Here is a 24146-nt window from a genome sequence, read left to right as displayed (position 1 = left end):
TGCCGCGAACGGGCATCTTCCCGACATGAGACCGGGTCCGACGCTCGGCGTCGAAGAGGAATTCCTGCTGGTCGACGGCTCCGGCCGGCTCGCGGCCGCCGGACCGGAGATATCCGAGCAGGTCGAGGACCTGGACGGCCAGGTGGAGCACGAGCTGCGGCGGTGCCAGGTGGAGTCCGCGACGGCCGTCTGCGACACGATCGAGGAGGTCGTCGAGGGCTTGCACGCCTTACGCGACCGGCTGGCCGCCAAGGCGGCCGAGCAGGGCCTGCGACTGCTGCCCAGCGGCACCGCGCTCATGGCCGACGACCGTCCGCCGAGGTTCACCCCGGACGTCCGCTACCACCGCATGGCCCGCGAGTTCGGCGGCATCGCCCAGGCCTCGCTGACCTGCGCGTGCCACGTCCATGTCTCGATTCCCGATGCGGCAACCGGTTTGCGGATCAGCAACCACATCCGGCCCTGGCTGCCGGTGCTGCTGGCGTTGACCGCCAACTCGCCGTTCCACAACGGCGACGACACCGCCTACGCCAGCTGGCGACACGTGCTGTGGACCCGCTGGCCCTCTGCCGGCGCGCCGCCGCACTTCGACTCCGTGGACGCGTACGAGTCGACCGTCGAGGCGCTGACCACCGTCGGCGCGGCGATGGACCGGGGCATGCTCTATTGGGACATCAGGCTTTCCGCGCACCAGCCCACCGTCGAGGTGCGCATCGCCGACGTCCTTCCGACGCCCACTGAGGCGGCCCTGCTGGCCGCGATCGTTCGCGGCCTGGCCGCACAGGCCCTCGACGCCGACCCCGTCGCCAAGCCCGCCCCCGAGGTGCTGCGGGCCTGGCTCTGGCGGTCCGCCCGTGACGGCCTCACCGGCCGCTGCGTCCACCCATGCACCGGCGACCTCGTGCCCGCCTGGCAGGCCGTCAACGACCTGGTGGCGTCCCTGGAACTCGGCGACGACGCCGAATTCGTGGAACAGGCCCTGGCCGGCGTGCGCGCGTCGGGCAACGGCGCGCAGCGTCAGCGCGCCGCCCACGACAAGTCCGAACAGATGACCGACGTGATCGACGCCCTGGCCTGGTCGGGCTGACCATCGCGGCCGGTGACGGCATGGTCGTGTCCGGTCAGGCGTGGCGGGACTTCCACGCGGCCGGTTGACGGCCGTGTCCGGCGGGTATTTCGGCAGAGTGATGAGCACGATCGGAGTCGAGGAGGAATTCCTCCTTGTCGACCGCGCCGGCGACACGACGCCGCGCGCGGCCGAGGTGGTGGCGCGCTGCGTCGCGCCGCTGCCCGACGGGATGACCGTGCAACGGGAACTGCGCGACACCCAGGTGGAAGTGGCCACCGGCGTGTGCCGTGACGCGACGGAACTCCGGGATCAGCTAGTGGCCGGTCGTGCGGCGCTGATGGCTGCTGCTTCGATCTTGGACGTGCGCGTCCTGGCCACCGGTACGCCGGTGATGGGCTCCGCGCAGCCGGAGAAGAGCGCGAATCCGCGCTTCGCCCTCGTCGATGAGCTCTACGCCGGTATCGCCGACGACTACGAGGCCTGCGGCTGTCACGTGCACGTCGGCGTGCCGGACCGGGACACGGCGGTGGCCGTGGTCAACCATGTGGCCCGGTGGCTGCCGACCTTGCTGGCGCTGTCGGTCAATTCTCCGTTCCACAATGGACTGGACCATGGCTACGGGAGCTGGCGGATCGTGCAGCAGTCGCGGTTCCCCGGCTCCGGCATCCCGCCCTGGTGCGCCGATCACGCCCAGTGGCAGGAGGAGATCTCCCGCCTGGTGGAGTGCGGCGTTCTCGTCGACGAGAAGCAGACCTTCTGGTTCGCCCGACCCTCGCCGCGCTGGCCCACCGTCGAGTTCCGCATCGCCGACACCGCGGCCACTGTGGACGATGCGGTGTTGCAGGCGCTGCTGTGCCGGGCACTGGTGACCACGGTCCTGGCTCAACTGGACCGTGGGGTGGAGGCGTTGCCGGCGCAGACCGCCGCCGCGGCCGTGTGGACGGCGTCCCGGTACGGAATGGACGGTCCGGCCGTCGATCCCGTGCTGGGCCGCCAGATACCGGCGCCGGTCATGATGACGTTGTTGCTCGACCACGTGCGGGACGCGCTCGTGGACGCCGGCGAGCTCGACGAGGTGCACCGGTTGCTGCGGGACCGGTGCTCCGGCGCCACCCGTCAGCGCCTGGTGGCCGCGGCCGGGCTGTCCGCCGTCGTGCGACGGCTTTCGCTGGGAGGTGGCAATGATCGCTAGGGGACCACTGTCCGAAGAGGTCGTCGGAGTGTTGCGTCGGCCGGCCGGCTCGGCCCGGCCGTCGGGGCCGGTGGAGGACGCCGACCCGTTCGGCGACGACCTCCAACTCGCCCTGCACCTGTGCTACGAGCTGCACTACCAGGGGCTGCCCGGGGTCGACCCGGCGTGGGAATGGGATCCGGACCTGCTGCGGCTGCGCGGTCGCATGGAGCGGGTGTTCGAGGATGCCCTGCACGCCGCGGTTCCCGGCGGCGACGACGTGACCGCCGAGATCGATGAGCTGCTCGTCGAGCACGTGCCCGGCGAGGGGCTCAGCCATTTCCTGCGGGATGAGGGGGAGTGGTGGCAGCTGCGCGAGTTGTTCATGCACCGCTCGATCTACCATCTCAAGGAGGCCGACCCACATGCCTGGGTCATTCCCCGGCTGAGCGGCCGGGCCAAGGCCGCGCTCGTCGCCGTCGAGTTCGACGAGTTCGGCGGCGGCCGGGCCGAGCGTGTGCACTCCCGGCTGTTCGCCGATCTCCTCGACGCAGCCGGGCTTTCCTCCGCGTACCTGCGCTACCTCGACGACGTGCCGGCGTGTTCGCTGGCCACCGTCAACATGATGTCGCTGTTCGGCCTGCACCGGCGGCTGCGCGGCGCCCTGGTCGGCCACTTCGCCGCCGCCGAGATCAGCACCGGCCCCAGCGCCCAGCGCATGGAGCAGGCTCTCATCCGGCTCGACGCCCCCGACGCCTGCCGGCTGTTCTACACCGAGCACATCGAGGCCGACGCCGTGCACGAGCAGGTGCTGCGCCACGACGTCGTCGGCGACCTGCTCGCGCGCGAACCGGAACTGGCCGCCGACATCGTGTTCGGCGTCCAGGCCACGGAGTTGTTGGAGCAGAACCTGGCCGGCCACCTGCTGTCCTGCTGGCGGGGTGGGCGGACCTCGCTGCGTCAGGAGTCGCGGACCCTCTTGCGGTGACTGGTGTCGCAGAACGGGTAGCGCTTGCTGCGCCGGCAGGTGCACACCGCCACCACGAACCGGTCGGAGCGGGCCGTCGTCCCGTCCGGCAACACGATCTCGACGGGCCCGTCCACCAGGACGGGCCCGCCGTGCTCCACGGCCACGCGCCGGTGCTCACGGTCGGTCGGCACGGATCACCAGCAGGTCCTCGTGACGCTGCCCCGGCTCGATGAGCCCGGCCCGTTCCAGGAACTCCGTCCTGCTCCGCAGCACCGGCCCGAACGGGATCGTGCCCCGCGACACCACCTCCGCCGTCAGCCCGCCTTCGCGCAGCCGGCGCAGCGACTTGCCCACATCGGACAGCGTCGAGTGGACCATCAGGAGAAATCCCTTTCTCCGCAACAACACCGGCATCGACCGGCAGATCGGGTCCAGCAGCGCCCGGCCGTCCGGCCCCGCGTTCCAGGCCCTTCGCCGTCCCTTGGTCACCGTGCCCGCCGGGCAGGGCACATAGGGCGGATTCGCCAGCACCACGTCGAACGACGACGCCGCCGGCAGCGCCAGCATCGACCCCCGCGACGCGCGGATCCGCTGGCCGTTCAGCCAGGCGTTCAGCCTCGCCGACACCACCGCCCGCCGGGACGCGTCGATGGCCACCACGTCCCTGGCCCCCAGCATCGACGCCGTGATGGCCAGCGCCCCCGTCCCCGTGCACATGTCCAGCACCCGCGCCCCCGGCGGAACCCCGGCCGCCATCGCGGCCTCCGCCAGCAGCCAGGTGTCCGACTGCGGCCGGTACACCCCCGGCGACCGCACCAGCCGCACCGCCGGCGGCGCACCCACCCGATCCTCAAAGGTAGTCACGCCAACGGAATAGCCCCGCCTCAACCGTCCAAACCAGATACTCGCCCGCCGTTGCCTGTCGGCGACCACCTCCGCGAGTCACGCTCTCCGGCACACCGAAATACGGTTTCGGGCAGAACTGAGACCCGAGGCTTAGCTTGAGATTTAAGGTTGGCGTGCCCACGACGGCACCCGGTTGATCATGGATGAAGCCCTTGGTTGATCATTCCTTCCTGCGACAGTCGGAAGATCACACCAAGGGCTTCGATGATCAGTGTGCACCACACCAGCGCCACCGCTGTGCTGGGGGACCTGTCCGGGTTCCGTAAGGCGTTCTACCAGTGTCTGACCGCACGGGCGGACGCGTTGTTCGAGTTGGCCGACGCGGCACTGTGCGCCGAGGGACCGGTCACCTCGCTGGTCGAGTTATCACTGGCCACCGAACACCGACGGGGCCACGGCACCCTGTACGACGGCCTGCGCCAGGGCAAGATCGACATCACCCGATTCCGCAACGTTGTCGCCCGCCAGTCGATCCCCCGCTGCGACGACGGCCGGATCGTGTTGGCCATCGACGTGAGCCACTGGCTACGCCCGGATGCGAACACCAGCCCGGAGCGGCTGTTCTGCCACACCTACGCACGCGGTCGCGGCCAAGCCCAGATCATCCCCGGCTGGCCCTACTCCTTCGTCGCCGCCCTGGAACCCGGCCGCACCTCGTGGACGGCGATGCTCGACGTGACGCGCGTGCGTCCCGACGATGACCACACCGACCTGGCCGCCACCCAACTCCGCGCCGTGGTGGACGCGCTGGTCACCGCCGGACACTGGCACGCCGGCGATCCAGAGATCTGGATCACCGGCGACAGCGGCTATGACGGTCCCCGCCTGGCATTCCTGCTGGCCGACCTCCCGGTCCAGGTGCTGGTGCGACTACGGTCCGACCGGGTGCTTGCCTTCCCCGCGCCGCCACGGCAGCCCGGCGCCCGAGGCCGCAGCACCCGGCACGGAGCCCGGTTCGTGTTCGCTGATCCGGCGACCTGGCCGGCCCCCGTGCGCACCACGACGACCGACACCACCCGCTACGGCGCCGCCCACGCTCGCTCCTGGGATCGGTTGCACCCCAAGCTGACCCGCACGGGCGCCTGGGCCGACCACGCCGGCCACCTGCCGATCATGGAAGGCACGGTGATCCGGCTCCAGGTCGACCGGCTACCCGGCACCGGCACCCCGAAACCGTTGTGGCTGTGGCACTCCACGACCGCGGCAACCGCAGGGCAGGTGGATCGGCTGTGGCAGATGTTCCTGCGGCGCTTCGACCTGGAGCACACTTTCCGTTTCCTCAAACAAACTCTGGGCTGGACCACGCCTCGCGTCCGTACGCCCGGAGCCGCGGATCGATGGACCTGGCTGATGATCGCGGTCTACACCCAGCTTCGGCTGGCCCGTCACCTCGTGGAAGATCGACGGCGTCCCTGGGAGCGAAAGTCGGCAACACCTGCCCGGTTGTCCCCGACCCGGGTCCGGCGAGGTTTTCGCGCGGTTCGCCCGACGGCCGCTTTGCCTGCCAGCGCACCGAAATTCTCCCGGCCCGGTCCTGGACGTCCGACAGGGTCACGAAACTCCCGCCAAGCCCCGGTACACGACCCCGGCAAGCCCAAAAAAACAGACATTGAGGGTTAAATCTCAAGCTTAGCCTCGATCCACCGGTGATCTTGGTGATCTCGGGCCGCGAGGTGTGGCGTGAACAGGGAAATGCCCTCCAGGTGAGGATAATCGGTCTTGCTGAAGGAACGATCCATCCCGACCGAGAGGGCATCTCCGAGGTGCGATTATGTCATAGCGCCGTGCGAGTGGGCGCGGTGTTCGATGATCCGAATCTGGTGGCGTCGGCCGGTGTCGTGCCAGTGATGCGACTGGCCGAGCAGGCCGGCCTGCACGACCTGGTCGAGGACCGGGTGCGGATACCGGAATCGGCAGGGGCGAACCCCGCGGCGAAGGTCGGCTCGATCGTGGCCGGGATGCTCACCGGCGCCGACAGCATCGACGACCTGGACGTGGTCCGGCACGGCGGGATGGGCCGGTTGTTCACCGGAGCACGCGCACCGTCCACAGTGGGCACCTTCCTGCGCGCGTTCACCTGGGGACACGCCCGGCAACTGGAGTCGGTGGCCCGACAGATCACCATCGGCCTGGCCTCGCGGACTCCGCTGCTGCCCGGCGCCGAACAGATGATGTTTCTCGATGCGGATTCGACGTTGGGTGAGGTGTTCGGGCACGCCAAGCAGGGCGCGGCGTTCGGACACGCGAAGGTGGGCGGCTATGTCGTGCGGTTACGGGGCTATCACCCGCTGATCGCCACGCTGTCCACCCCCACCGCGGCGCCAGTGATCGCCGCCACCCGGCTGCGAGCGGGCAACGCCGGCTCGGCACGGGGCGCGGCCAGCATGGCACGAGAACTGATCGGTGTGGCCCGTGGCTGTGGCGGCCAACCGGGACGGATGCTGTTTCGCGGCGATTCGGCCTTCTACGTCGGCGAGTTGATCACCGCCTGCCGGCAGGCGGGCGTGGCGGTGTCGGTCACGATCAACCAGTACCCCTCGGTGGTCGCCGCGATCGCCGGAGTCCAGGAGTCGGCGTGGATGCCGATCCGCTACCCGAAAGCGGTGTGGGACGCCCAGACCCAAGCGTGGATCAGTGACGCGGAGATCGCCGAGACCCCGTTCACCGCCTTCGCCGCGGACAAGCAGCACCGGGTGGTCGGACGGCTGGTGGTGCGACGGGTCCGCGACCAGAACCACCTCGACGCGTTGTTCCCGGTCTGGCGGTGTCACGCCTTTTTCACCACCAGCACCGCCGAGTTGGTCGAGGCCGAAGCAACCCACCGCCAGCACGCGGTCATCGAGCACGTCAACGACGACCTCAAACACGGCCCGCTGGCGCACTTCCCGTCGGGGTGCTTCGCCGCGAACGCCGCCTGGCTGACCTGCGCGGCGATCGCGTTCAACCTCACCCGCGCCGCTGGCTGCCTGGCTGGCGGACACTGCGCCAAAGCCCGCATCGCCACGCTGCGCCGTCAGCTGATCAACGTTCCCGCCCGCATCGCGCACCGGGCACGCCGGCTGATCCTGCACCTACCCCAGCACTGGCCCTGGGAACCGGCCTGGCTGGCACTGTCGGCAACCGCCCACGCCCCGCCCAGGACTGCCTGATCAGCATCCCGCCTTCTCAAGGCTCGACCGGAGACCCTGTCGTGGAAAGCTGGACAGACCAGCGGTTTCCGGCTGCCCACAGCCGCGAGCAAGATCGCTGACGCAGCCACTTCACGAAACCAAGATCACCAGCAATCTAGACCGGTGGATCGAGGCTTAGCTTGTTCTTTAACCCGTGTGGGCTTGATGTTCGGCCATGGTGAGGTCGCGTTTGACGGTCTTGCCGACGTCGTGCCGCACGGCTGGCGTACGGTTCTTGGAACCAGGTGGGCGTCCGGGGCCTGGTGTGCCGGGTTTCGGTGCCCTGGCTGGCAGGGCGAGTGCCGGACGGATGTTCCGGAACCCGCGCCTGACGCGAGAGGGCGTGAGGCGACCAGGGGCGGCGGGCTTCTCCCACGGACGGCGCAGATCCTCCACGAGCGGACGCGCGAGGCGGAGTTGCGTGTAGGCAACGATAATCAGCCAGGTCCACCGATCAGCTGCCTGCGGGGTACGGATCCTCGGACGGTTCCAGCCCAGAGTCTGCTTGATCAAACGAAACGTGTGCTCAAGATCGAACCTGCGCAGGTAGGACTGCCACCAGCGGTCCACGTCCCCAGCGGTCGCGCCGGTGGCCGAGGACCACAGCCAGACCGGGGTGGGGTTGCGGTCACCGGGCAGGTGGTCGACCTGAAGACGCAGCAGTGTGCCTTCGATGATCGGGAGGTCACCGTCGTGGTCGAGCCAGCAGGTGCGGTGGGTGAGCCGGGGATGCACCCGGTCCCAACTGCTGGCTCGGGCGGCACCGTAGCGAGTGGTGCTCGTGGTCGTGGTGTGCTGGGGTTCAGGCCAGGTGGCGGGTTTGGCCAGGGCGAATTCGGGCCCGTGCTTGGGTGGTCGGCCGTTGGTGCCCGGTAGCCGGGGTGGTGTGGGCAGCCGCAGCACTCGGTCCGAGCGGATCCGCCCGAGGACCTCGACGGGAAGGTCGGCCAGCACGAAGGCGAGCCGGGTGACGTCGTAGCCGCTGTCCATCACGATCAGGATGGCCGGGTCGCCGTCGGTCCAGTGCCCGGCCGTGACCAGTCGGCCGACCACGGCGCGCAGCTGGTTTGCAGTCACGGCGGTGGCATCATCGGCGGGCCCGAGCCGGACCGCGTCCAGCACTCCGGTCCACGAGGTGCGTCCGGACTCCAGTGCGACCACAAAGGAGTAGGGCCAGCCGGGGATGAACTGCGAGGCGCTTTTCGCACGTCCGTAGACGTGACAGAACAACCGCTGAGCGCTGGTGGCCGCGTCTGAGCGCAGCCACGGGCTGACGTCCACCGCGAGCACGATCCGCCCGTCCTGGGTGCGGGGCAGGGGCAGGCGGGCCAGATCCACGCGTAGCCGCGCGACATCGATCTGGCCGTGGTTGAGGCCGTCGTAGAGGGCGCCGTGGCCGCGTCGATGTTCCGGCGTCAGCGTCAGATCGACCAGCGAGGTCACCGGTCCGTCGGCGCACAGCACCGCGTCTGTCAGCTCGAACAACGCATCCGCCCGCGCCGTCAAGCAGTCATAGAGTTCCTGTCGGAACCTGGCCAGCTCCCCGACCGCGGCCTCGCGGTCGGGATCGTGCACACTGATCACTGCAGCCCTTGGTTTTGATCGTCGTTCTGTCGCAAGACGAATGATCAACCAAGGGCTGCGCTCATGATCAACCGGGGTGCGTCCCCGACGCCGGCAGGTTAAAGAACAAGCTTAGTGGTTGTTTCGGAAGTCCTTCGGGGGTCGGTTGGGAAGTCAGACGGGATCGCCGAGGTAGAGACCACAGGCACAGTCCAGGGCCTCTTCCGGGCTGCCAAAGGGAAGCCCGCTGGGCAGGACCTGGTCCTCGTACTTCCCGGAGCTGGCCAGGTACAGCCCGAAGCCCCAGTGCCGGGCCGAACCGCCGTAGCGCAGCCGGATCAGTGGCTGGATCGTCCCGTCGGCCAGATGCGCGTCGGCGTAGGCGAACTGGCCGCGGTACCGCACGTCCAGGCTGGCCACCCGCGGCCACCGTGTCCGGGCATGCACGGCCAGCCGATAGGACAGGGAGTTCTTCGTGGACTCGGGCGGGGTGGCCATGGCCATCATCGTGCCCCACCACCACGATGATCACCGTCCTGATCCTCGATCACGAGAGTGAGTGTGGTGGCGGTGCCCGCGATGGCGGCCTGTCCGGTGCGGGTGACCGGCGCCCTGCGGCGGATCCTGATCCGGCGGGCGCGGGGACACACCACGCCGTATCGCGACAAGATCCGCGTGTGGATCGTGCTGCGGGCCGCCGATCGGCAGACCAACACCCAGATTGCCGCGGAAGCGGGCGTCACGGTGGACACGGTGCGCACCTGGCGGGGCCGGTTCGCCGAGCACGGCCTGGCCGGATTGATGGATCGGCCCCGCTCGGGGCGGCCGTCCCGGTTCAGCCCGGTGCAGATCGCGCAGGTCACCGCGCTGGCCTGCCAGCTTCCCGCCCGTGTCGGGGTGCCGCTGGCGCGGTGGTCGTGTCCGGAACTGGCCCGCGAGGTGGTGGCCCAGGGGGTCGCCGAGCGGGTCTCGGCGGCCACGGTGCGCCGCTGGCTGGCCCGGAACGCGATCAAGCCCTGGCAGTACCGGTCGTGGGTCTTTCCCCGTGATCCTGACTTCGCCGTGACGGCCGGGCGGGTGCTGGATCTGTATCACCGCCGCTGGGGCGGCCGGGAACTCGGGGCGGGCGAGTTCGTGATCTCCAGTGATGAGAAGACCTCGATCCAGGCCCGCTGCCGCTGCCATCCCAGCCTGCCGCCGGGCAGGGCCCGGATGATGCGGGTCAACCACGAGTACACCCGGGGTGGGGCGGTGGCGTATCTGGCCGCCTACGACGTGCATCGGGCCTGGGTGTTCGGCTCGTGCGCGCCGTCCACGGGGATCGTGCCGTTCATGGCGCTGGTCGAGCAGGTCATGACTCAGGAGCCCTATGCGTCGGCGAAGCGGGTGTTCTGGGTGGTGGACAACGGGTCGTCGCATCGGGGGCAGGCGGCGGTCGACCGGTTGGCTCGCCGATTCCCCAACGCGGTCATGGTGCACACCCCGGTGCACGCCTCGTGGTTGAACCAGGTGGAGGTCCACTTCTCGGTGGTGCAGCGCAAGGTGGTGTCTCCCAACGACTTCACCGACCTGGCCGAGGTCGGATACCGCCTGGCCGACTTCGAGGAACGGTACAACGCCACCGCGAGGCCGTTCCGGTGGACGTTCACCCGCGACGACCTGCACGACCTGCTCGCTCGCATCAGCTATCACGAACCACAACAGGCCGCTGCCGGACTCGCGACCGCAGCATGATCACCTACGAGGAACTTCCGAAACCAACCACTTAGCCTCGATCCACCGGTCTAGATTGCTGGTGATCTTGGTTTCGTGAAGTGGCTGCGTCAGCGATCTTGCTCGCGGCTGTGGGCAGCCGGAAACCGCTGGTCTGTCCAGCTTTCCACGACAGGGTCTCCGGTCGAGCCTTGAGAAGGCGGGATGCTGATCAGGCAGTCCTGGGCGGGGCGTGGGCGGTTGCCGACAGTGCCAGCCAGGCCGGTTCCCAGGGCCAGTGCTGGGGTAGGTGCAGGATCAGCCGGCGTGCCCGGTGCGCGATGCGGGCGGGAACGTTGATCAGCTGACGGCGCAGCGTGGCGATGCGGGCTTTGGCGCAGTGTCCGCCAGCCAGGCAGCCAGCGGCGCGGGTGAGGTTGAACGCGATCGCCGCGCAGGTCAGCCAGGCGGCGTTCGCGGCGAAGCACCCCGACGGGAAGTGCGCCAGCGGGCCGTGTTTGAGGTCGTCGTTGACGTGCTCGATGACCGCGTGCTGGCGGTGGGTTGCTTCGGCCTCGACCAACTCGGCGGTGCTGGTGGTGAAAAAGGCGTGACACCGCCAGACCGGGAACAACGCGTCGAGGTGGTTCTGGTCGCGGACCCGTCGCACCACCAGCCGTCCGACCACCCGGTGCTGCTTGTCCGCGGCGAAGGCGGTGAACGGGGTCTCGGCGATCTCCGCGTCACTGATCCACGCTTGGGTCTGGGCGTCCCACACCGCTTTCGGGTAGCGGATCGGCATCCACGCCGACTCCTGGACTCCGGCGATCGCGGCGACCACCGAGGGGTACTGGTTGATCGTGACCGACACCGCCACGCCCGCCTGCCGGCAGGCGGTGATCAACTCGCCGACGTAGAAGGCCGAATCGCCGCGAAACAGCATCCGTCCCGGTTGGCCGCCACAGCCACGGGCCACACTGATCAGTTCTCGTGCCATGCTGGCCGCGCCCCGTGCCGAGCCGGCGTTGCCCGCTCGCAGCCGGGTGGCGGCGATCACTGGCGCCGCGGTGGGGGTGGACAGCGTGGCGATCAGCGGGTGATAGCCCCGTAACCGCACGACATAGCCGCCCACCTTCGCGTGTCCGAACGCCGCGCCCTGCTTGGCGTGCCCGAACACCTCACCCAACGTCGAATCCGCATCGAGAAACATCATCTGTTCGGCGCCGGGCAGCAGCGGAGTCCGCGAGGCCAGGCCGATGGTGATCTGTCGGGCCACCGACTCCAGTTGCCGGGCGTGTCCCCAGGTGAACGCGCGCAGGAAGGTGCCCACTGTGGACGGTGCGCGTGCTCCGGTGAACAACCGGCCCATCCCGCCGTGCCGGACCACGTCCAGGTCGTCGATGCTGTCGGCGCCGGTGAGCATCCCGGCCACGATCGAGCCGACCTTCGCCGCGGGGTTCGCCCCTGCCGATTCCGGTATCCGCACCCGGTCCTCGACCAGGTCGTGCAGGCCGGCCTGCTCGGCCAGTCGCATCACTGGCACGACACCGGCCGACGCCACCAGATTCGGATCATCGAACACCGCGCCCACTCGCACGGCGCTATGACATAATCGCACCTCGGAGATGCCCTCTCGGTCGGGATGGATCGTTCCTTCAGCAAGACCGATTATCCTCACCTGGAGGGCATTTCCCTGTTCACGCCACACCTCGCGGCCCGAGATCACCAAGATCACCGGTGGATCGAGGCTTAGTTCTGCCCGAAACCTACATTCGGTGTGTCCCGGAGCGTGACTCGCGGGGGTTCAGGTGTCGAAGTCGGTGCGGGACAGGAGGCGGGCGACGGAGCGTTCGACGCTGTCAAGGTCCGTCGAGGGGCGGATGGCGCGGTCCTGTTCGAAGGCGGTGACGACGCGGGGATCCACATAGGACTTCCGGGTGATGGCGGGGGTGTTGCCGAGATGGTGGGCGACCTGCTCGTACATCTCGCGGACCGCGACGCGCTTGCTGCCCTGGCCCTTGCGGCCGGCGAGGATCACGGCGGCGAGCACGGTGGCGTTCCAGGTGCGGAGGTCCTTGACGGTGAACTCGTCGCCGACCAGCTCGTGCAGGCGCTCGTTGACGTCCTGCGAGTCCAGCGGCCGCCAGTCCTTGCCGTCACGGTGCATGAGCAGGCGGTCGCTGCCGGTGCGGAAGCGCTTGAGGCTGGTGACGGCCTTGGCGAGCTCGCGGTCCTCCAGGGCGACGCGGCGCTCCTTCTGGCCCTTGGCGGGAAAACAGAACTCCAGGCGACCACGGCGGACGGCCACGTGCTCACGGAGCAAAGTGGACACACCGTAGGTTCCGTTGGACTCCACGTACTCGTCGTTGCCGATGCGGAACACGCCCTGCTCCAGCATGCGCAGGGCGACGGCGGTGACGCGCTGGCGGGCGAGGCCGCCGGCGGCGAGGTCGGTGGTGACCTGCTCACGGAGCGCGGGCAGCTTGGCCGAGAGTTTCCGCACCCGGTCGAACTTCTGCCGGTCGCGGTCCTCACGCCATTGGGCGTGGTAGAGGTACTGCTTGCGGCCGGCGTCGTCGGTGCCGGTGGCCTGGATGTGGCCGTTGGGCCACGGGCAGATCCACACGTCCCGCCACGCCGGCGGCACGGCCAGCGCCCGGATCCGGTCGAGGGTCTCGGCATCGGTCACGGGCGAGCCGTCGTAGTGCTGGTAGCCGAAGCCGCGGCCACGGCGACGCCGGGTGATGCACTCGCCGGCCAACCGGCTCCGTCTCAACCGCATGGTCGGGGAATACCCGGTTCCGCTCAGCCGGAACCGATCGTCAACCGGCGTTGCTGATCGCCACGCCACTCCAGCATCAGCGCGGTGGCGTCGTCCTGCAGCCGGCCGTTCTGGTGGGCCAGCACGGCCCGCATCAGCCGGCGCAGGGTCTCCGGCGCGGGCAGGCCGTCGGCGGCGCCGCGCACGACGAGCTCGGTGAACCGCCGCAGGCCGAACTCACGGCCCAGGTGGTCGCGGGCCTCGGTGATGCCGTCGGTGTGGAACAGCACCCGGTCGCCGGGCTCCAGCTGGTATCGGCACTCGGTCGCCGGGATGCCCAGGGCGAACCCCATCGGCGGCGCGGGCGGGCAGCGCAGGGTGGTCAGCCACCGGCCCTGCCGGATCAGCAGCGGCGGCGGATGCCCCCGGTTGATCCACGTCAGCAGGCCGGTCGACGGCCGCAGGTGGGCCAGGACGCCGGTGGCGAACCGCTTGCGGTCGAACTGCCGCGCGATGGCGTCGTCGATCGCCTCCCCGATCTCCGGCAGCGTCGCGCCGCGCCGGCGGGTGTTGCGGCACGCGCCGGTGGCGATGGCGACGGTCAGGCCGGCGGACTGGTCGTGTCCCATGGCGTCGAACATCGACAGGTGCAGCAGGTCCGGTGACACCGCGTAGTCCACGGCGTCGCCGCCGATCTCGTACGTCGGTTCGAGCACCGCGGCCACCACGAGGTCCTTGGTGGCGAAGGTCAGCGGCGGCATCAGCGGCCAGATGACCTCCGACGGCAGCGACATCGGCCGGGACCGCACGATCGCCGGGTAGCTGTCGCTGTGCGGACGCTTGCTGACGACCAGCAGCGCCGCCAGCGAGGCCAGGGCGCGCAGGGCGACCACCGTGTCGCCGTCGCCGGCCCTCGCGCCGAGCACGCCGATGCGCTCGGTGCCGTCCAGCATCGGAACCCACAGCGACGACTGGCTGGTGACCACGTCCACGTTCCGGAACGCCCAGCCGGCCGCGCTGGTGTCGATCGGCAGCCTCGTCGCGGCGTCGTCCAGTCGGACGAGGTTGTCCTCACGGATGTCCGCGACGTAGGCCGCCACGTCCACGAGGCCGGCGGTCGCGCCGTGCCGCGCGACGAGAGCGGGGAGGTCGTCGAAGGTGGCCAGATGGCCGGCCTCCAACAATCCGGCCAGCATCTGGGCGACGGAACCCGGCGCAGTCACCGCGAACGGCTACCCGCACATCCCCGATCGCTAACCGTCAGCCGGGCAGCGGTTGCCTCGGCGAGCATCGCGACGACATCCTCCGTCCGACCGGCCCGGGCGAAGGCCGCGCGCTGCCGGGTGGCCCCGTCGCCGACCTGGGCGAGCCTGTCGGTCACCCGGTCGACGAAGTCCCGGTCCTCGTCCTCCAGCACCGGGCGAACCTCCGCGACGAGCCGGTCCAGGACACGCGACGCCGGCGGACTGCCGCTCGGGGCGGCGCAGCGCCCGCGGAGCCCGTCCCGTCCGGCGAGCCACAGGTCCGCGCGGACCACCTCCTGAGCAACCTCGGGCGCATCGTCCCGGCGCAGCGCCGTGGCGACCAGGCCCCGCGTCAGCACGGCGATCAGGGCCGCCTCCGAGGTGGTGATCATGACGTCGCAGACCCGGATCTCCACCGTCGGGTAGGTCGGCGAGAGACGGATGTCCCAGTACGCCATGCCCGGATCCAGCAACGCCCCCGAGCGGGTCATCGTGGCCAGTGTGGCGTCGTACTCGGCCGGCGACCGCAGCAGCGGCGGCGGGCCGGCGGAGGGCCAGTTGGACATCTGCATGTGCCGCCAGCTCGCGTACCCGGTGTCGGCGCCGTCGGCGAACGGCGAGTTGGCGCTGACCGCCAGCAGCGCCGGCAGCCAGGGCCGCAGGTGGTTGAGCACGTGCAGCCCCGTCTCCCGGTCCGGCACGCCGACATGCACGTGGCAGCCGCAGACGTTGGCCGACTTCATCAGGTTGCGGAAGTGGTCGGCGATCCGGTGGTAGCGGCGTTCGGGCGTCAGCGGCGGCGGCGACGCCTCGCCCAGCGGCGGCGTGCCGGAGGCGATCAGGCGCAGGCTGTGGTCGCGCGCGGAGGCCGCCAACGTCTCTCGCAGCCGGTCCAGGTGACCGACGAGTTCTCCGACCGAGGTGCAGACCGGCGTCGCCGACTCCACCTGGCTGGCGATCATCTCGGGCTGGAGCTCCTTGTCCTCGCCGTCGGAGCCGTCCGAGACCGCGTCGGCCAGCACCGCGCGACCCGCGGGGACGGGGCGGCCGGTGGCGTCGACGACCAGGAACTCCTCCTCGACACCGAAGGTCAGGGCCACGGTCACACCTCCCCGACCGGCACGGCGCTGGTCTCGTCGTCACGTCTTTTGCCTCGCACGGCGCTCTGATACCCGTCGGCGGTCGGCGTCAACCGCTGTTTAACCGCTGGTGTTATGGGAATGCGGCAACCATGGAGCAAACCCGTGTCTTCGATCGGATCGCCGACGACGAGCGGCTCGACACCGTCGGCGACGCCCTTCGCCGAGGCGTGCACGCAGTCCTGCGTCCAGGCATGGTGAAGGATCTGCTGCACGGCGTGTTTCTCGGCCATCCGTTGCACCCGGCCCTGGTGCAGGTGCCCATCGGGTGTTTCGCCAGCGCGGCCGTGCTGGACATCGGGGGCAGTTCGCGGGAGGCCACGCGCCTGATCGGGCTCGGCGTGCTCAGCAGCGTGCCGGCGGCCGCGGCGGGCCTGGCCGACTACGCGGACAGCGAGCGGGACCACCAGCGGATCGGCGTCGTGCGCCGCGGCCAACTCGGCGGCGCTGGTCTGCTACGTCACTTCCCTGGCGTTGCGGGCGCGCGGGCGGGAGCGGGCCGGCGTGTGGTCGGCGCTGGCGGGTCTGACGTTCAGCATGGCCGGCGCCACCCTCGGCGGCGATCTGGCCTTCCGACGAGCCGTCGGGGCCAACCATTCCGAGCAGGCGTCCCGCCTCGGCCCGGCCGACTGGTGCGATCTGGGTCCCGTCGAGCAGTTCGCCGAGGCGGAGCCGATCCGACGGGACGCGGGAGAGATCCCGGTGCTCGTGGTCCGGCGCGGCGACGACTTCGCGGTGTTGCACGACCCTGTGCAGCCACATGTCCGGCCCGCTGTCCGAGGGGAAGCTGACCGAGGTCGGCGGTGTCGACTGTGTCCGATGTCCGTTGCACGGCAGCGTGTTCCGACTCGATGACGGCCGTCCGGCGCACGGGCCCGCAACGGCGCCGCAGCAGCGGCCGGACAGCCGGGTGCGGGCCGGCCGGCTGGAAGTCAAGACTGCTTAGGGGAAGCGGTGCCCGGACGTGTGATCACCTACAGCGAGGACGGCGTCTGGAAGACGCGTGTGGGGGTGCTTAAGCCATGGCAGGTAAGGCAAAGGTAAGAGATGCCTCCCAGCCCACTCCAGGACCCTCCCTGCTTTCCGTGCATCTAGGGAAAGCTTGGGTTGCCGACGCTGTATTACCCGCTAGGCCGGTGGAATTTGACGGTACCGGAGCGAGCCCACAGGTCGGTCAGCCTCGTCCCGTTCGCTGCTGCAACTCGTCGATCCGGCGTGACGCCTCCGCCTTGGTCAGGTCCTCCGACGGCGGCTCCTCGCCGGCCTCCTGGGCCAGCGTGCCCAGATACGAGGCCTGGGGGCCGGTCATCGGCTCCTCGCCGGTCGTCCACTGCTCGACGGGCTTCTCCGGGTTCGGCTCCGGCTCAGTCATCGCGCACCTCCTGCGGTGCGGATGCCCGACGCCGTCCCCGTCGAAACCCTGTTCGAGTTTCTCAGTCGTGGGACCGGCGAAGCAACAGCCGCAGCAGCACGATCAGCCCGGCCACGCCCAGCAGCACCAGGCCCGGCCGCTGCCGCACCACGTCCATGGTGCGATGCGCCGGCTCCCGAACCGCCTCGGGCAGATCATTGATCCTGCGCTCGGCCTCGTCCAACGTGTGCACGGCGGAGTCCTTGACCTGCGCCGTGGCCTGCTGGGCCTTGTCGGCGGCCGTGGCGGCCACCTGCTGGGCCTTGGCCCCGACCTTCTGCATGCCCTCGCTGGCCCGGGCCTGCACGTCGAGCTTGTCGGACAGCTGCTGCACCGTCTCGCCCAGTGCCTCACGGGTGCGCTCGGCCTGCTCTCGCAGCTCCGCCGCCTGATCCTTCGCGTTCATCTCGCGCTCCTGTTCACGAACCGGTGGTGACGGCCGGATACCCAGCCGTGAATAGGACGACACGTGGGTTGGGCGCGGTGGCTTGCGGATACTTGCACAGAGTCGCTTGTCCTCGGGGCGTTTGCCCCAGGGTTGCCTGCACAGGGACGGACGGAGGCCTGCGAATGTCGGGACTGCCACTGGTGGCGCTGCTGGCGATCTTCGCCGGAGCCGCCGCGGTCATCTGGGTCGCCGGTGTGCAGCTGTCCGACCAGACCGACGTGTTGTCCACCCGACTGCGTCTCGGTTCCGCGCTGGGCGGTCTCATCCTGCTCGCGGTGGCCACGAACCTGCCGGAGCTGGCCATCGTGGCGAGCGCGGCGGTCTCGGGCAATCTCGGCGTGGCCGTCGGCAACGTCCTGGGCGGCATCGCCATCCAGACCGTCGTCCTGGTCGTGCTGGACGCGGCCGGCGGGCGCGGCTCGAAGCCGCTCACCTATCGGGCCGCCTCGCTCGTGCTGGTGCTCGAAGCCATGCTCGTGATCGCGGTGTTGGCGGTGGTCGTGGCCGGCACGCAGCTGCCGTCAGGGCTCATCGCCTTCCGCCTGACGCCGGGGCCGGTGCTCATCACCGTGCTGTGGGTGGCAGGGCTGCTGCTCCTGCGACGGGCGGGCAGCTCGCTGCCCTGGCAGGAGTCGGGGCAGGCGCCCGACGGCCAGGACCGTCCGCGCGGACATCGTCGCAAGCACGCCGAGCACCAGGCCACCAGCAAGGGAACCAGCACCGCCAAGGCCGCGGTCATCTTCGGCCTGGCCGCCGTGGTCACGCTGGTGGCCGGCGTGGCCCTGGAGCGCAGCGGTGACGCCATCGCCGACCACATCGGCCTTTCCGGCGTGTTGTTCGGCGCGACGGTGCTCGCGGCCGCCACCTCGCTCCCGGAGATCTCGACCGGGCTGACCTCCGTGCGCAACGGCGACTACCAGCTCGCGGTCAGCGACATCTTCGGCGGCAACGCGTTCCTGCCCGTGCTGTTCCTGCTGGCGACGCTGCTGTCGGGCCGCTCGGTCCTGCCGCAGGCCCAGCACGCCGACATCTACCTCACCGCACTGGGAATCCTGCTCACGTTGGTCTACGCGGCCGGCCTGCTGTTCCGGCCGGCCCGGCGCATCGCCGGCATGGGGGTCGACTCGTTGGTCGTGCTGGTGCTGTACGCGCTGGGCGTGGCCGGCCTGTTCGCCATCGCCACGGCGTGATTTCACCCCCGGCCGAGCAGCTGCCGGTAGAAATGCTACTAACGCAAGGCACGCTCACCCGCCAGGCCGCACAGCGCTGGCACGAGACGACCGACCGGACCGGCGGCGACGGCAGACCCGAGATCCGCTCACGACTGCCCGAGCGGCCCGACTGAGGCGCGGACGGCGGGCCCGCCGGTCATGGCGGGCCACCGGTCGTCGCGTGGGCGATGGCGGATCGATCACCGTAGTAGAAGGCGCGCACCCGGTACGCCGCCCGCTTCTCATCCGGCAGCGTTGCCACGCCGCAGGCGTTGACGCGGGGATCCAGCACCTGCACCACTTGGAAGTCCTCGGCGTCGGCGGCCTTGATCTCCATCAGGTAGCCGTCCTCGTCCCGTGCGTGGTCGACCCAGGTGAGGCGGACGCCGTTGTCGTTCATCACGGTCGGGGCCAGGTCGGTGGGGGCGCCCGACGCCGCGGCGTCAGGCGCCCGGATCGCCTGGTCGGCCCGGTTTCGACCCGGTTCGGCGCGCGGCGCGGCCCAGGCCTGGTCGTCGGCGTGGGCGTCGTCGTCGTAGGCGCCGGGCGGCAGCGTGACGTCAACGGCCTCGGACGCGGGACCGTAGTACGGTCGCACGCGGTAGTAGAACGTGGTGTGGGGCATGATGTTCTGGTGCCGGTAGCTGGTCTGCGCCGCGACCACGAAGCCGAGGACGGTGTACGGGCCGCCGTCGTGCGTGGCGTACTCCACCACGTGGCCTGCGGGTGCGGGGCCGTCGTCGTGCCAGGTCAGCGTGACGTCCACGGGCGTGACGAGAGTGGCGGTGAGACGGATGTCCGCGGCGGAAGTTGTTGTGCCGCAAGCGGTCAGCGCCGCGAGCAGAAGCGCGGCCGCCAGCAGCCGTCTCATCATCGATGTCACCTCCCCGCGCGGAGTGCGCCGGCCCCCGCGCGAGGACCGGCGCCCGCGATCACTGATGCCAGAAGTGGATGTCGCTCCACTGGACCGTGATCGGTCCCTTGCCGCTGGCCGTGCGATAGGCGCCGAACTTGTCGTAGAACGTGCCGCCGGGGCTGGACTCGGTGTATTTCAGCGCCCCGTTGATGTACACCTGGATCGTCTTGCCGGCGGTGTGCACGGTGTCCACGGTCACCGGCGTCCCGATGGTCGCGCCGGTGGCGATGGTCTTCTGGTTCTCCACGGAGTACAGCCGGCCGCCGTTCTCCACCGCCAGCAGGAAGTACGGGCCCTGCGTGCCGTGGAAGGTCTGCTTGAGACTGATCCGCGACCCGCCCTGACTGGTGATCTTGAAAGTGCCCTCGAACTTGTGCGCGCCGCTGGTGTAGTCGACGTAGCGGCGTTCCGCGCGGTCGTGCGACGAGCCGGACTTCGAACAGGTCAGCTGGAACGTCAGGTCGCTGACCTTGGCGCACCCTTCCTGCTGCACCTTGAAGCTCGGCGAGTACTCCACCCAGGTCGCGGCCGGCGTCCGCGCCGATGCCGCGGGGGCGATCATCATCGTCACCCCGCAGACGGCGCCGCACAGGGCGGCCGCGTAACGCTTCACAGACATGTGCACCCCAAACGTTCATGTGGCTGAACCGGGTTGGGCGGGGAAGCGAAGGCGAAGCTAGTGAGGGCGCCACCGAGCGTCAATGTGGAAAGCGCCTTCCGACCCGGCCCGGCCGTGCTCAGGGGTGGTGTGTTCACATTTGACTGAAAACGTTTTCATCGGCGTTGCATCCTGCTGCGCGTCGTTGGACGGCCGCGGTCCGCCCGGCGGGTCCATCGACGACGCCGATGGCGCAATTCCTGCCGTCGGCGGTTCGCGCAGTCCGTCGGCGAGGCGCGACGGAGGTGCGGCCGAGCGTTGTCGGTGGCCGGCGCGGGTGGTCGTCGCGCTGCCTCGCCGTTTTCGCCCGTGCCTCGCTCTCGCACGCGAATGTCATCGCAGCGTTGACAATTCCCATGTCATCCTGCAAACTCGTGTCGTCCCGGCGGGGTAATCCGTGCCGGTCGACGCTGCGTTCCCACAGCTACCGGCGTAGGCTGGTCTCGTGGTGCGAGCCAGCGGAACTGTGGACAATGCTCGCGGCCTCGGGGTTCACGACCACGTCTGTTGGAGCTTCGACGGCGGTGCCGAGTTCCGCCGCCATGCCCGCGATTTCCTGGCCGACGGACTCACTCTCGGACAACGCGTCTGCTATGTAGGCGACGGCAGCGTGGAGACGCTGGAGGCCGAGCTGTGCGAGGCGAAGGGCATGGCCGGGGCGCTGCGCAGGGGCGCGGCGAGCGTGATGCCGGTGTGGGGCATTTACCGTGAGGACACGGTGATCGAGCCCGAGGCACAGGTCGCGCGGTACGCCGCGGCCACCGAGCGGGCACTGGCCGACGGGTTCGCGGGGCTGCGGGTCGCGGCCGACGTGACCAGCATGGTCCGCCGTCCGGCCCAACTGGACGCGTTCGCCCGCTATGAACACCTCATCGACCGCTACATGACGGCGCGGCCGTTCGCGGCGCTGTGCGGGCTACAACCGCGGCCAGTTGGGCCGCGAGGCGGTGGCCCAACTGGCGTGCATGCATCCCAGCACAGTCGCGGCGCCACGCCCTTTCCGGCTCTACGGCTCGGGCCGACTGCTCGCAGCTTGCGAAAGCTCCCAGCGATACCGATTTAGGCACACCTACTCATTCCCCGCCACGCTAAGCAAGTCAATGATCGCCTGTTCTGTGCAAGTCGATCTCCTTAGCTGTCTATAGCAGCGCTTGCACCTTCAACATGCGGCGCGTTTCACGGCGATACAGGTTATGCTTTATGCGCGCGCATCCCTTCGAGCTATTGCGAAGAAGAGACGTGCGCTAGGAACGTCCCGCTTTTACCGTAGACACCTAACACATAGTTCGCTGCCCCAAGTCGTCAACTGAAAGAAAACGTACCTAAGCGTTTCGTAGCGCCATCTGCACAGAAAATCGCGCAAAACCATGCTAATTCACAACAAGCCGACGAGCTCGACGCGTCCAAGGTGACGTTCATCGACCATTGCTGGCCCTGGACGACCACGCCCGTGACCGGGGCATCACTGGAACTGCGCACCGGTCTGGCCACGCCGATCCATGTGATCGACGTGCTGCGCCTGACCGGCGTGCACGTGTAGCGGCCGCGCCGCGGGGTATCGCCTTCGATGAGCGACATCGAAGGAGGAGACGTGACCACACCCCTCAACCCGCTCGCGGTGGTGACCGGGGCGTCCAGCGGCATCGGCCTGGAACTGGCCCACCAGCTCGCGGCCAACGGCTTCGACCTCTTCGTGTGCGCGGAGGACAGCGAGCTGGTCATCGCCGCGGATGCGTTGCGCGCCGACAACGTGGCCGTGGAGGCCGTGCGGGCCGACCTGACCGAGCCCGACGGTGTCGAGCAGCTGGTCGAAAGCGTGACGGCGACGGGCCGCCCGGTGGACGCACTGGTGATCAACGCCGGCGTCGGCGTCTCGGGGGCGTTCGTCGGCGATTCGACGCCGGCCGACCAGCTCTCCGTCGTCGACCTCAACGTGCGCTCGGCGGTGCACCTGGCCAAGCTCCTGCTGCCGAACATGGCGGCCCGGGGCAGCGGCCGGGTGCTGTTCACGTCCTCGATCGCCGCCGTCATGCCAGGGCCGTTCCAGACCGTCTACAACGCCTCCAAGGCGTTCCTGCTCTCCTTCGCCGAGGCGCTGCGCGAGGAGCTCAAGGACAGCGGGGTCACCGTGACGACGCTGATGCCCGGGCCGACGGACACGGAGTTCTTCGACCGGGCGGACATGGGCGACACCAAGCTCGGGGCGTCCGAGGACAAGGACTCCGCCGAACTCGTGGCCGAACAGGGCTACAAGGCGATGATGGCCGGCAAAGGACCGTGTCGTGGCCGGGTCGATGAAGAACAGGGCGCAGGTCGCGGCGGCGAAGGTGTTGCCGGACAAGGTGATGGCGGCCCAGCACCGCAAGATGAGCGAGCCCGGCAGCGCGGGCGACTGACGGACCAGCTCGCCCGCGCTGCTGGTCCGACCCACGGTGGCGCTGAGTTGGTTCGTGACGTTCGCGGCACGCCCTGCGCCATTGGTTCGCCGCGGCCTTCGCCACGAGGCTTCTGCCCCTTCGCAGCTTTCCCGCGCCGCCCGGGACCTGTGGGCCGCATGCCCATCAGGTCCCGCAGCGGGTTCGGGCTCAGTCCTTGGACTGCCGGGAGCTGTTGCCCGCGTCGGTGACCAAGGCGATCTTGTCGGCCAGGCCGGGGTGACTGGTGTGCAGGTGCGGGTGCGCGTCGGTGAGCGGCCCGAGCAGCGCGGCGGTGTCAGGCTCGCCGAGCGCCGCGGTCACGGTGTCCACGTGCTTCCGGGCGTCGTCATCAAGGGTGCCGTCGCCGTCCAGGGCGCTCACCTGGGCGGCGAGCTGCCGCAGCCCGATGGCGTTCTCCCGGGCCCACTGCGTGACGGCCCGATCCCCGGCACGCCGGTCGCGCTCGGCCCGGACCCGCTGCTCGCCGGTGGTCGCCTCGCCCGTGTCGTCGGGGCGTAGCCGCAGGTAGCGGCGCTCGGCCGCCTGCCGGCTGGCCACGCCCAGCGCCGGCGCGAGCTGGATCCAGCTCGCACCGTGGGCCCGGGCCGCCGCGATCAGCCGCGGCTCCCACTCGGCCAGCTCCTCCCGCAGGTGCCGCAGCAGGGTCAGCGCGGCCACGGCGTCGGCGACTCCCGCCTCGTCGTCCTCGGGAAATCCGAGCTTGCGGTGCGCGACCCGGTTGACCAGGCCCAGGTCGGTCAGCGCCATGTCGCCGTCGCGCGCCTGCTCGTCCAGCGGCCGGTCGGCCAGCCGCCGCCGGGCCCGCTCGCGCTCGCTGCCCTCCAACACTCGTCCCTCCCTCCCTGCCATCACTCGGACGACATCCTAGCAGGGTCATCCCAGTGATGACACGAGCACTTGTCGTCCATTTGATGACAGGTGCGGGACGGCGCCGTGCGCCGGCGTGGGCCGGTGATTGTCCGGTCGCGCACCGGGTAGCCAGGCCCTGACGACATGGGAGGAAATCCGATGAAGGCAGTGACCTGGCACGGAAAGCGCGACGTTCGTGTGGACACCGTGCCGGACCCGAGGATCGAGCAGCCGACGGACATCGTCGTGGGCATCACCTCCAGCGGCATCTGCGGCTCCGACCTGCACCTGTACGAGGTCCTGGGCCCGTTCCTGGAGGAGGGCGACATCCTGGGCCATGAGCCGATGGGCGTGGTCGAGGAGGTCGGCCCGGAGGTCACGGCGGTGCGGCCGGGCGACCGGGCGACCGGGTGGTGATCCCGTTCAACGTGTCCTGCGGAACGTGCTTCATGTGCGGCCAGGGGCTGCACTCGCAGTGCGAGACGACGCAGGTGCACGAGCAGGGCAGCGGGGCGGCGCTGTTCGGCTAC

Annotated in this window: 25 protein-coding genes and 1 pseudogene; 13 read left to right on the top strand and 13 right to left on the bottom strand. The window is 69.8% G+C overall.

The features are described from left to right. Positions 1-25 precede the first annotated feature (25 nt). The 3 genes from KUTG_RS05175 (at position 26) to KUTG_RS05165 (ending at position 3228) form a co-directional block, all read left to right on the top strand. On the top strand, positions 26-1087 hold the full coding sequence (locus KUTG_RS05175; RefSeq protein WP_043715298.1) for a carboxylate-amine ligase: 1062 nt from the start codon (positions 26-28) through the stop codon (positions 1085-1087). Between the two features lie 100 nt (positions 1088-1187). Next, positions 1188-2261 carry a carboxylate-amine ligase gene (locus KUTG_RS05170; protein ID WP_043715296.1) on the top strand — a complete coding sequence of 358 codons (1074 nt, stop codon included), beginning with the start codon at positions 1188-1190 and terminating at the stop codon, positions 2259-2261. Next, positions 2251-3228 carry an iron-containing redox enzyme family protein gene (locus KUTG_RS05165; protein ID WP_052393996.1) on the top strand — a complete coding sequence of 326 codons (978 nt, stop codon included), beginning with the start codon at positions 2251-2253 and terminating at the stop codon, positions 3226-3228. Before KUTG_RS05170 ends, KUTG_RS05165 begins: the two co-directional genes overlap by 11 nt. Here the strand turns inward: KUTG_RS05165 and KUTG_RS05160 are convergent. Together KUTG_RS05160 and KUTG_RS05155 are read right to left on the bottom strand one after the other, a co-directional pair. Beyond that, a complete protein-coding gene (locus KUTG_RS05160; RefSeq protein WP_043715292.1) occupies positions 3201-3401 on the bottom strand; it encodes a CDGSH iron-sulfur domain-containing protein in 201 nt (66 codons plus the stop codon). The two genes, KUTG_RS05165 and KUTG_RS05160, sit on opposite strands and share 28 nt — an antisense overlap. After that, complete coding sequence (locus KUTG_RS05155) at positions 3385-4074, bottom strand: 50S ribosomal protein L11 methyltransferase (protein ID WP_232240673.1); 690 nt, start codon at positions 4072-4074, stop codon at positions 3385-3387. The genes KUTG_RS05160 and KUTG_RS05155 overlap by 17 nt, the downstream gene beginning before the upstream one ends. A gap of 246 nt (positions 4075-4320) precedes the next feature. On the opposite strand from KUTG_RS05155, the gene KUTG_RS05150 reads away from it, so the two are divergent. Both KUTG_RS05150 and KUTG_RS05145 read left to right on the top strand, forming a co-directional pair. Continuing rightward, entirely contained in the window at positions 4321-5736 is a 1416-nt protein-coding gene (locus KUTG_RS05150; RefSeq protein ID WP_043715290.1) for an NF041680 family putative transposase, read from the top strand. Between the two features lie 143 nt (positions 5737-5879). Next, complete coding sequence (locus KUTG_RS05145) at positions 5880-7265, top strand: IS1380 family transposase (protein ID WP_043715286.1); 1386 nt, start codon at positions 5880-5882, stop codon at positions 7263-7265. Positions 7266-7433: 168 nt separating this feature from the next. Here KUTG_RS05145 and KUTG_RS05140 read toward each other — a convergent pair whose 3' ends face one another. Then, entirely contained in the window at positions 7434-8861 is a 1428-nt protein-coding gene (locus KUTG_RS05140) for an NF041680 family putative transposase (protein WP_198047728.1), read from the bottom strand. Positions 8862-9023: 162 nt separating this feature from the next. Beyond that, the gene (locus tag KUTG_RS05135) at positions 9024-9347 is read right to left on the bottom strand and encodes a hypothetical protein (protein WP_043728364.1); all 324 of its coding nucleotides are present in this window, start codon (positions 9345-9347) and stop codon (positions 9024-9026) included. A gap of 66 nt (positions 9348-9413) precedes the next feature. Between KUTG_RS05135 and KUTG_RS05130 the strand changes: the two genes are divergently transcribed. After that, a complete protein-coding gene (locus tag KUTG_RS05130) occupies positions 9414-10583 on the top strand; it encodes an IS630 family transposase (protein ID WP_232240672.1) in 1170 nt (389 codons plus the stop codon). 190 nt (positions 10584-10773) lie between these two features. Here the strand turns inward: KUTG_RS05130 and KUTG_RS05125 are convergent, their stop codons facing one another. From KUTG_RS05125 to KUTG_RS05110, 4 genes are all read right to left on the bottom strand, one after another. Beyond that, positions 10774-12159 carry an IS1380 family transposase gene (locus tag KUTG_RS05125; protein WP_043715283.1) on the bottom strand — a complete coding sequence of 462 codons (1386 nt, stop codon included), beginning with the start codon at positions 12157-12159 and terminating at the stop codon, positions 10774-10776. Positions 12160-12345: 186 nt separating this feature from the next. Next, on the bottom strand, positions 12346-13323 hold the full coding sequence (locus KUTG_RS05120; RefSeq protein ID WP_043715281.1) for a DNA topoisomerase IB: 978 nt from the start codon (positions 13321-13323) through the stop codon (positions 12346-12348). A gap of 23 nt (positions 13324-13346) precedes the next feature. Further along, complete coding sequence (locus KUTG_RS05115; RefSeq protein ID WP_198047022.1) at positions 13347-14525, bottom strand: PP2C family protein-serine/threonine phosphatase; 1179 nt, start codon at positions 14523-14525, stop codon at positions 13347-13349. Beyond that, positions 14522-15646, bottom strand: coding sequence for a carboxylate-amine ligase (locus KUTG_RS05110; RefSeq protein WP_232240671.1), 1125 nt, complete (start codon positions 15644-15646; stop codon positions 14522-14524). Before KUTG_RS05110 ends, KUTG_RS05115 begins: the two co-directional genes overlap by 4 nt. A 131-nt stretch (positions 15647-15777) precedes the next feature. Here KUTG_RS05110 and KUTG_RS65965 point away from each other — a divergent pair, with 131 nt between their 5' ends. Further along, positions 15778-16476, top strand: a complete 699-nt coding sequence (locus KUTG_RS65965) for a DUF2231 domain-containing protein (protein ID WP_369794437.1) — start codon at positions 15778-15780, stop codon at positions 16474-16476. Beyond that, the gene (locus KUTG_RS65960) at positions 16446-16631 is read left to right on the top strand and encodes a Rieske (2Fe-2S) protein (protein WP_052393991.1); all 186 of its coding nucleotides are present in this window, start codon (positions 16446-16448) and stop codon (positions 16629-16631) included. Before KUTG_RS65965 ends, KUTG_RS65960 begins: the two co-directional genes overlap by 31 nt. Positions 16632-16859: 228 nt before the next feature. On the opposite strand, the gene KUTG_RS05100 is transcribed toward KUTG_RS65960, so the two are convergent. Both KUTG_RS05100 and KUTG_RS52925 read right to left on the bottom strand, forming a co-directional pair. After that, positions 16860-17057, bottom strand: coding sequence for a DUF3072 domain-containing protein (locus KUTG_RS05100; protein WP_043715278.1), 198 nt, complete (start codon positions 17055-17057; stop codon positions 16860-16862). A 61-nt stretch (positions 17058-17118) separates the two neighbouring features. Next, complete coding sequence (locus KUTG_RS52925; RefSeq protein ID WP_052393989.1) at positions 17119-17502, bottom strand: DUF3618 domain-containing protein; 384 nt, start codon at positions 17500-17502, stop codon at positions 17119-17121. A gap of 164 nt (positions 17503-17666) precedes the next feature. Here KUTG_RS52925 and KUTG_RS05090 point away from each other — a divergent pair, with 164 nt between their 5' ends. Next, a complete protein-coding gene (locus KUTG_RS05090) occupies positions 17667-18734 on the top strand; it encodes a sodium:calcium antiporter (protein WP_043715275.1) in 1068 nt (355 codons plus the stop codon). Between the two features lie 178 nt (positions 18735-18912). Here the strand turns inward: KUTG_RS05090 and KUTG_RS05085 are convergent, their stop codons facing one another. Both KUTG_RS05085 and KUTG_RS05080 read right to left on the bottom strand, forming a co-directional pair. Then, positions 18913-19629 (bottom strand): fibronectin type III domain-containing protein, encoded by a 717-nt coding sequence (locus tag KUTG_RS05085; RefSeq protein ID WP_043715273.1) that lies wholly within the window; start codon positions 19627-19629, stop codon positions 18913-18915. Between the two features lie 58 nt (positions 19630-19687). After that, positions 19688-20290, bottom strand: coding sequence for a hypothetical protein (locus tag KUTG_RS05080; protein WP_043715270.1), 603 nt, complete (start codon positions 20288-20290; stop codon positions 19688-19690). Positions 20291-20774: 484 nt separating this feature from the next. On the opposite strand from KUTG_RS05080, the gene KUTG_RS05075 reads away from it, so the two are divergent. From KUTG_RS05075 to KUTG_RS05070, 3 genes are all read left to right on the top strand, one after another. Beyond that, positions 20775-21392, top strand: a complete 618-nt coding sequence (locus tag KUTG_RS05075; RefSeq protein WP_157494340.1) for an MEDS domain-containing protein — start codon at positions 20775-20777, stop codon at positions 21390-21392. Between the two features lie 345 nt (positions 21393-21737). Next, positions 21738-21869 (top strand): hypothetical protein, encoded by a 132-nt coding sequence (locus tag KUTG_RS65105; RefSeq protein ID WP_255360848.1) that lies wholly within the window; start codon positions 21738-21740, stop codon positions 21867-21869. Between the two features lie 51 nt (positions 21870-21920). Further along, on the top strand, positions 21921-22955 hold the full coding sequence (locus KUTG_RS05070; RefSeq protein WP_369794436.1) for an SDR family NAD(P)-dependent oxidoreductase: 1035 nt from the start codon (positions 21921-21923) through the stop codon (positions 22953-22955). Here the strand turns inward: KUTG_RS05070 and KUTG_RS05065 are convergent. Next, positions 22915-23595, bottom strand: a complete 681-nt coding sequence (locus tag KUTG_RS05065; RefSeq protein WP_198047021.1) for an HSP18 transcriptional regulator — start codon at positions 23593-23595, stop codon at positions 22915-22917. The two genes, KUTG_RS05070 and KUTG_RS05065, sit on opposite strands and share 41 nt — an antisense overlap. A gap of 180 nt (positions 23596-23775) precedes the next feature. Between KUTG_RS05065 and KUTG_RS63225 the strand changes: the two are divergent. Further along, positions 23776-24146: pseudogene (locus KUTG_RS63225) on the top strand (alcohol dehydrogenase catalytic domain-containing protein); the annotation flags it as partial.

This window comes from Kutzneria sp. 744 (genome assembly GCF_000568255.1).
Lineage (GTDB): Bacteria > Actinomycetota > Actinomycetes > Mycobacteriales > Pseudonocardiaceae > Kutzneria.
This window is presented reverse-complemented; position numbering and strand designations above follow the sequence as displayed.

Excerpts from the sequence above, each read along its gene's own strand:
- KUTG_RS05175 (WP_043715298.1), top strand. The coding sequence starts at position 26 with ATGAGACCGGGTCCGACGCTCGGCGTCGAAGAGGAATTCCTGCTGGTC.
- KUTG_RS05170 (WP_043715296.1), top strand. The coding sequence starts at position 1,188 with ATGAGCACGATCGGAGTCGAGGAGGAATTCCTCCTTGTCGACCGCGCC.
- KUTG_RS05165 (WP_052393996.1), top strand. The coding sequence starts at position 2,251 with ATGATCGCTAGGGGACCACTGTCCGAAGAGGTCGTCGGAGTGTTGCGT.
- KUTG_RS05150 (WP_043715290.1), top strand. The coding sequence starts at position 4,321 with ATGATCAGTGTGCACCACACCAGCGCCACCGCTGTGCTGGGGGACCTG.
- KUTG_RS05135 (WP_043728364.1), bottom strand. The coding sequence starts at position 9,347 with ATGGCCACCCCGCCCGAGTCCACGAAGAACTCCCTGTCCTATCGGCTG.
- KUTG_RS05120 (WP_043715281.1), bottom strand. The coding sequence starts at position 13,323 with ATGCGGTTGAGACGGAGCCGGTTGGCCGGCGAGTGCATCACCCGGCGT.
- KUTG_RS65965 (WP_369794437.1), top strand. The coding sequence starts at position 15,778 with ATGGAGCAAACCCGTGTCTTCGATCGGATCGCCGACGACGAGCGGCTC.
- KUTG_RS65960 (WP_052393991.1), top strand. The coding sequence starts at position 16,446 with ATGTCCGGCCCGCTGTCCGAGGGGAAGCTGACCGAGGTCGGCGGTGTC.
- KUTG_RS05100 (WP_043715278.1), bottom strand. The coding sequence starts at position 17,057 with ATGACTGAGCCGGAGCCGAACCCGGAGAAGCCCGTCGAGCAGTGGACG.
- KUTG_RS52925 (WP_052393989.1), bottom strand. The coding sequence starts at position 17,502 with ATGAACGCGAAGGATCAGGCGGCGGAGCTGCGAGAGCAGGCCGAGCGC.
- KUTG_RS05090 (WP_043715275.1), top strand. The coding sequence starts at position 17,667 with ATGTCGGGACTGCCACTGGTGGCGCTGCTGGCGATCTTCGCCGGAGCC.
- KUTG_RS05085 (WP_043715273.1), bottom strand. The coding sequence starts at position 19,629 with ATGATGAGACGGCTGCTGGCGGCCGCGCTTCTGCTCGCGGCGCTGACC.
- KUTG_RS05080 (WP_043715270.1), bottom strand. The coding sequence starts at position 20,290 with ATGTCTGTGAAGCGTTACGCGGCCGCCCTGTGCGGCGCCGTCTGCGGG.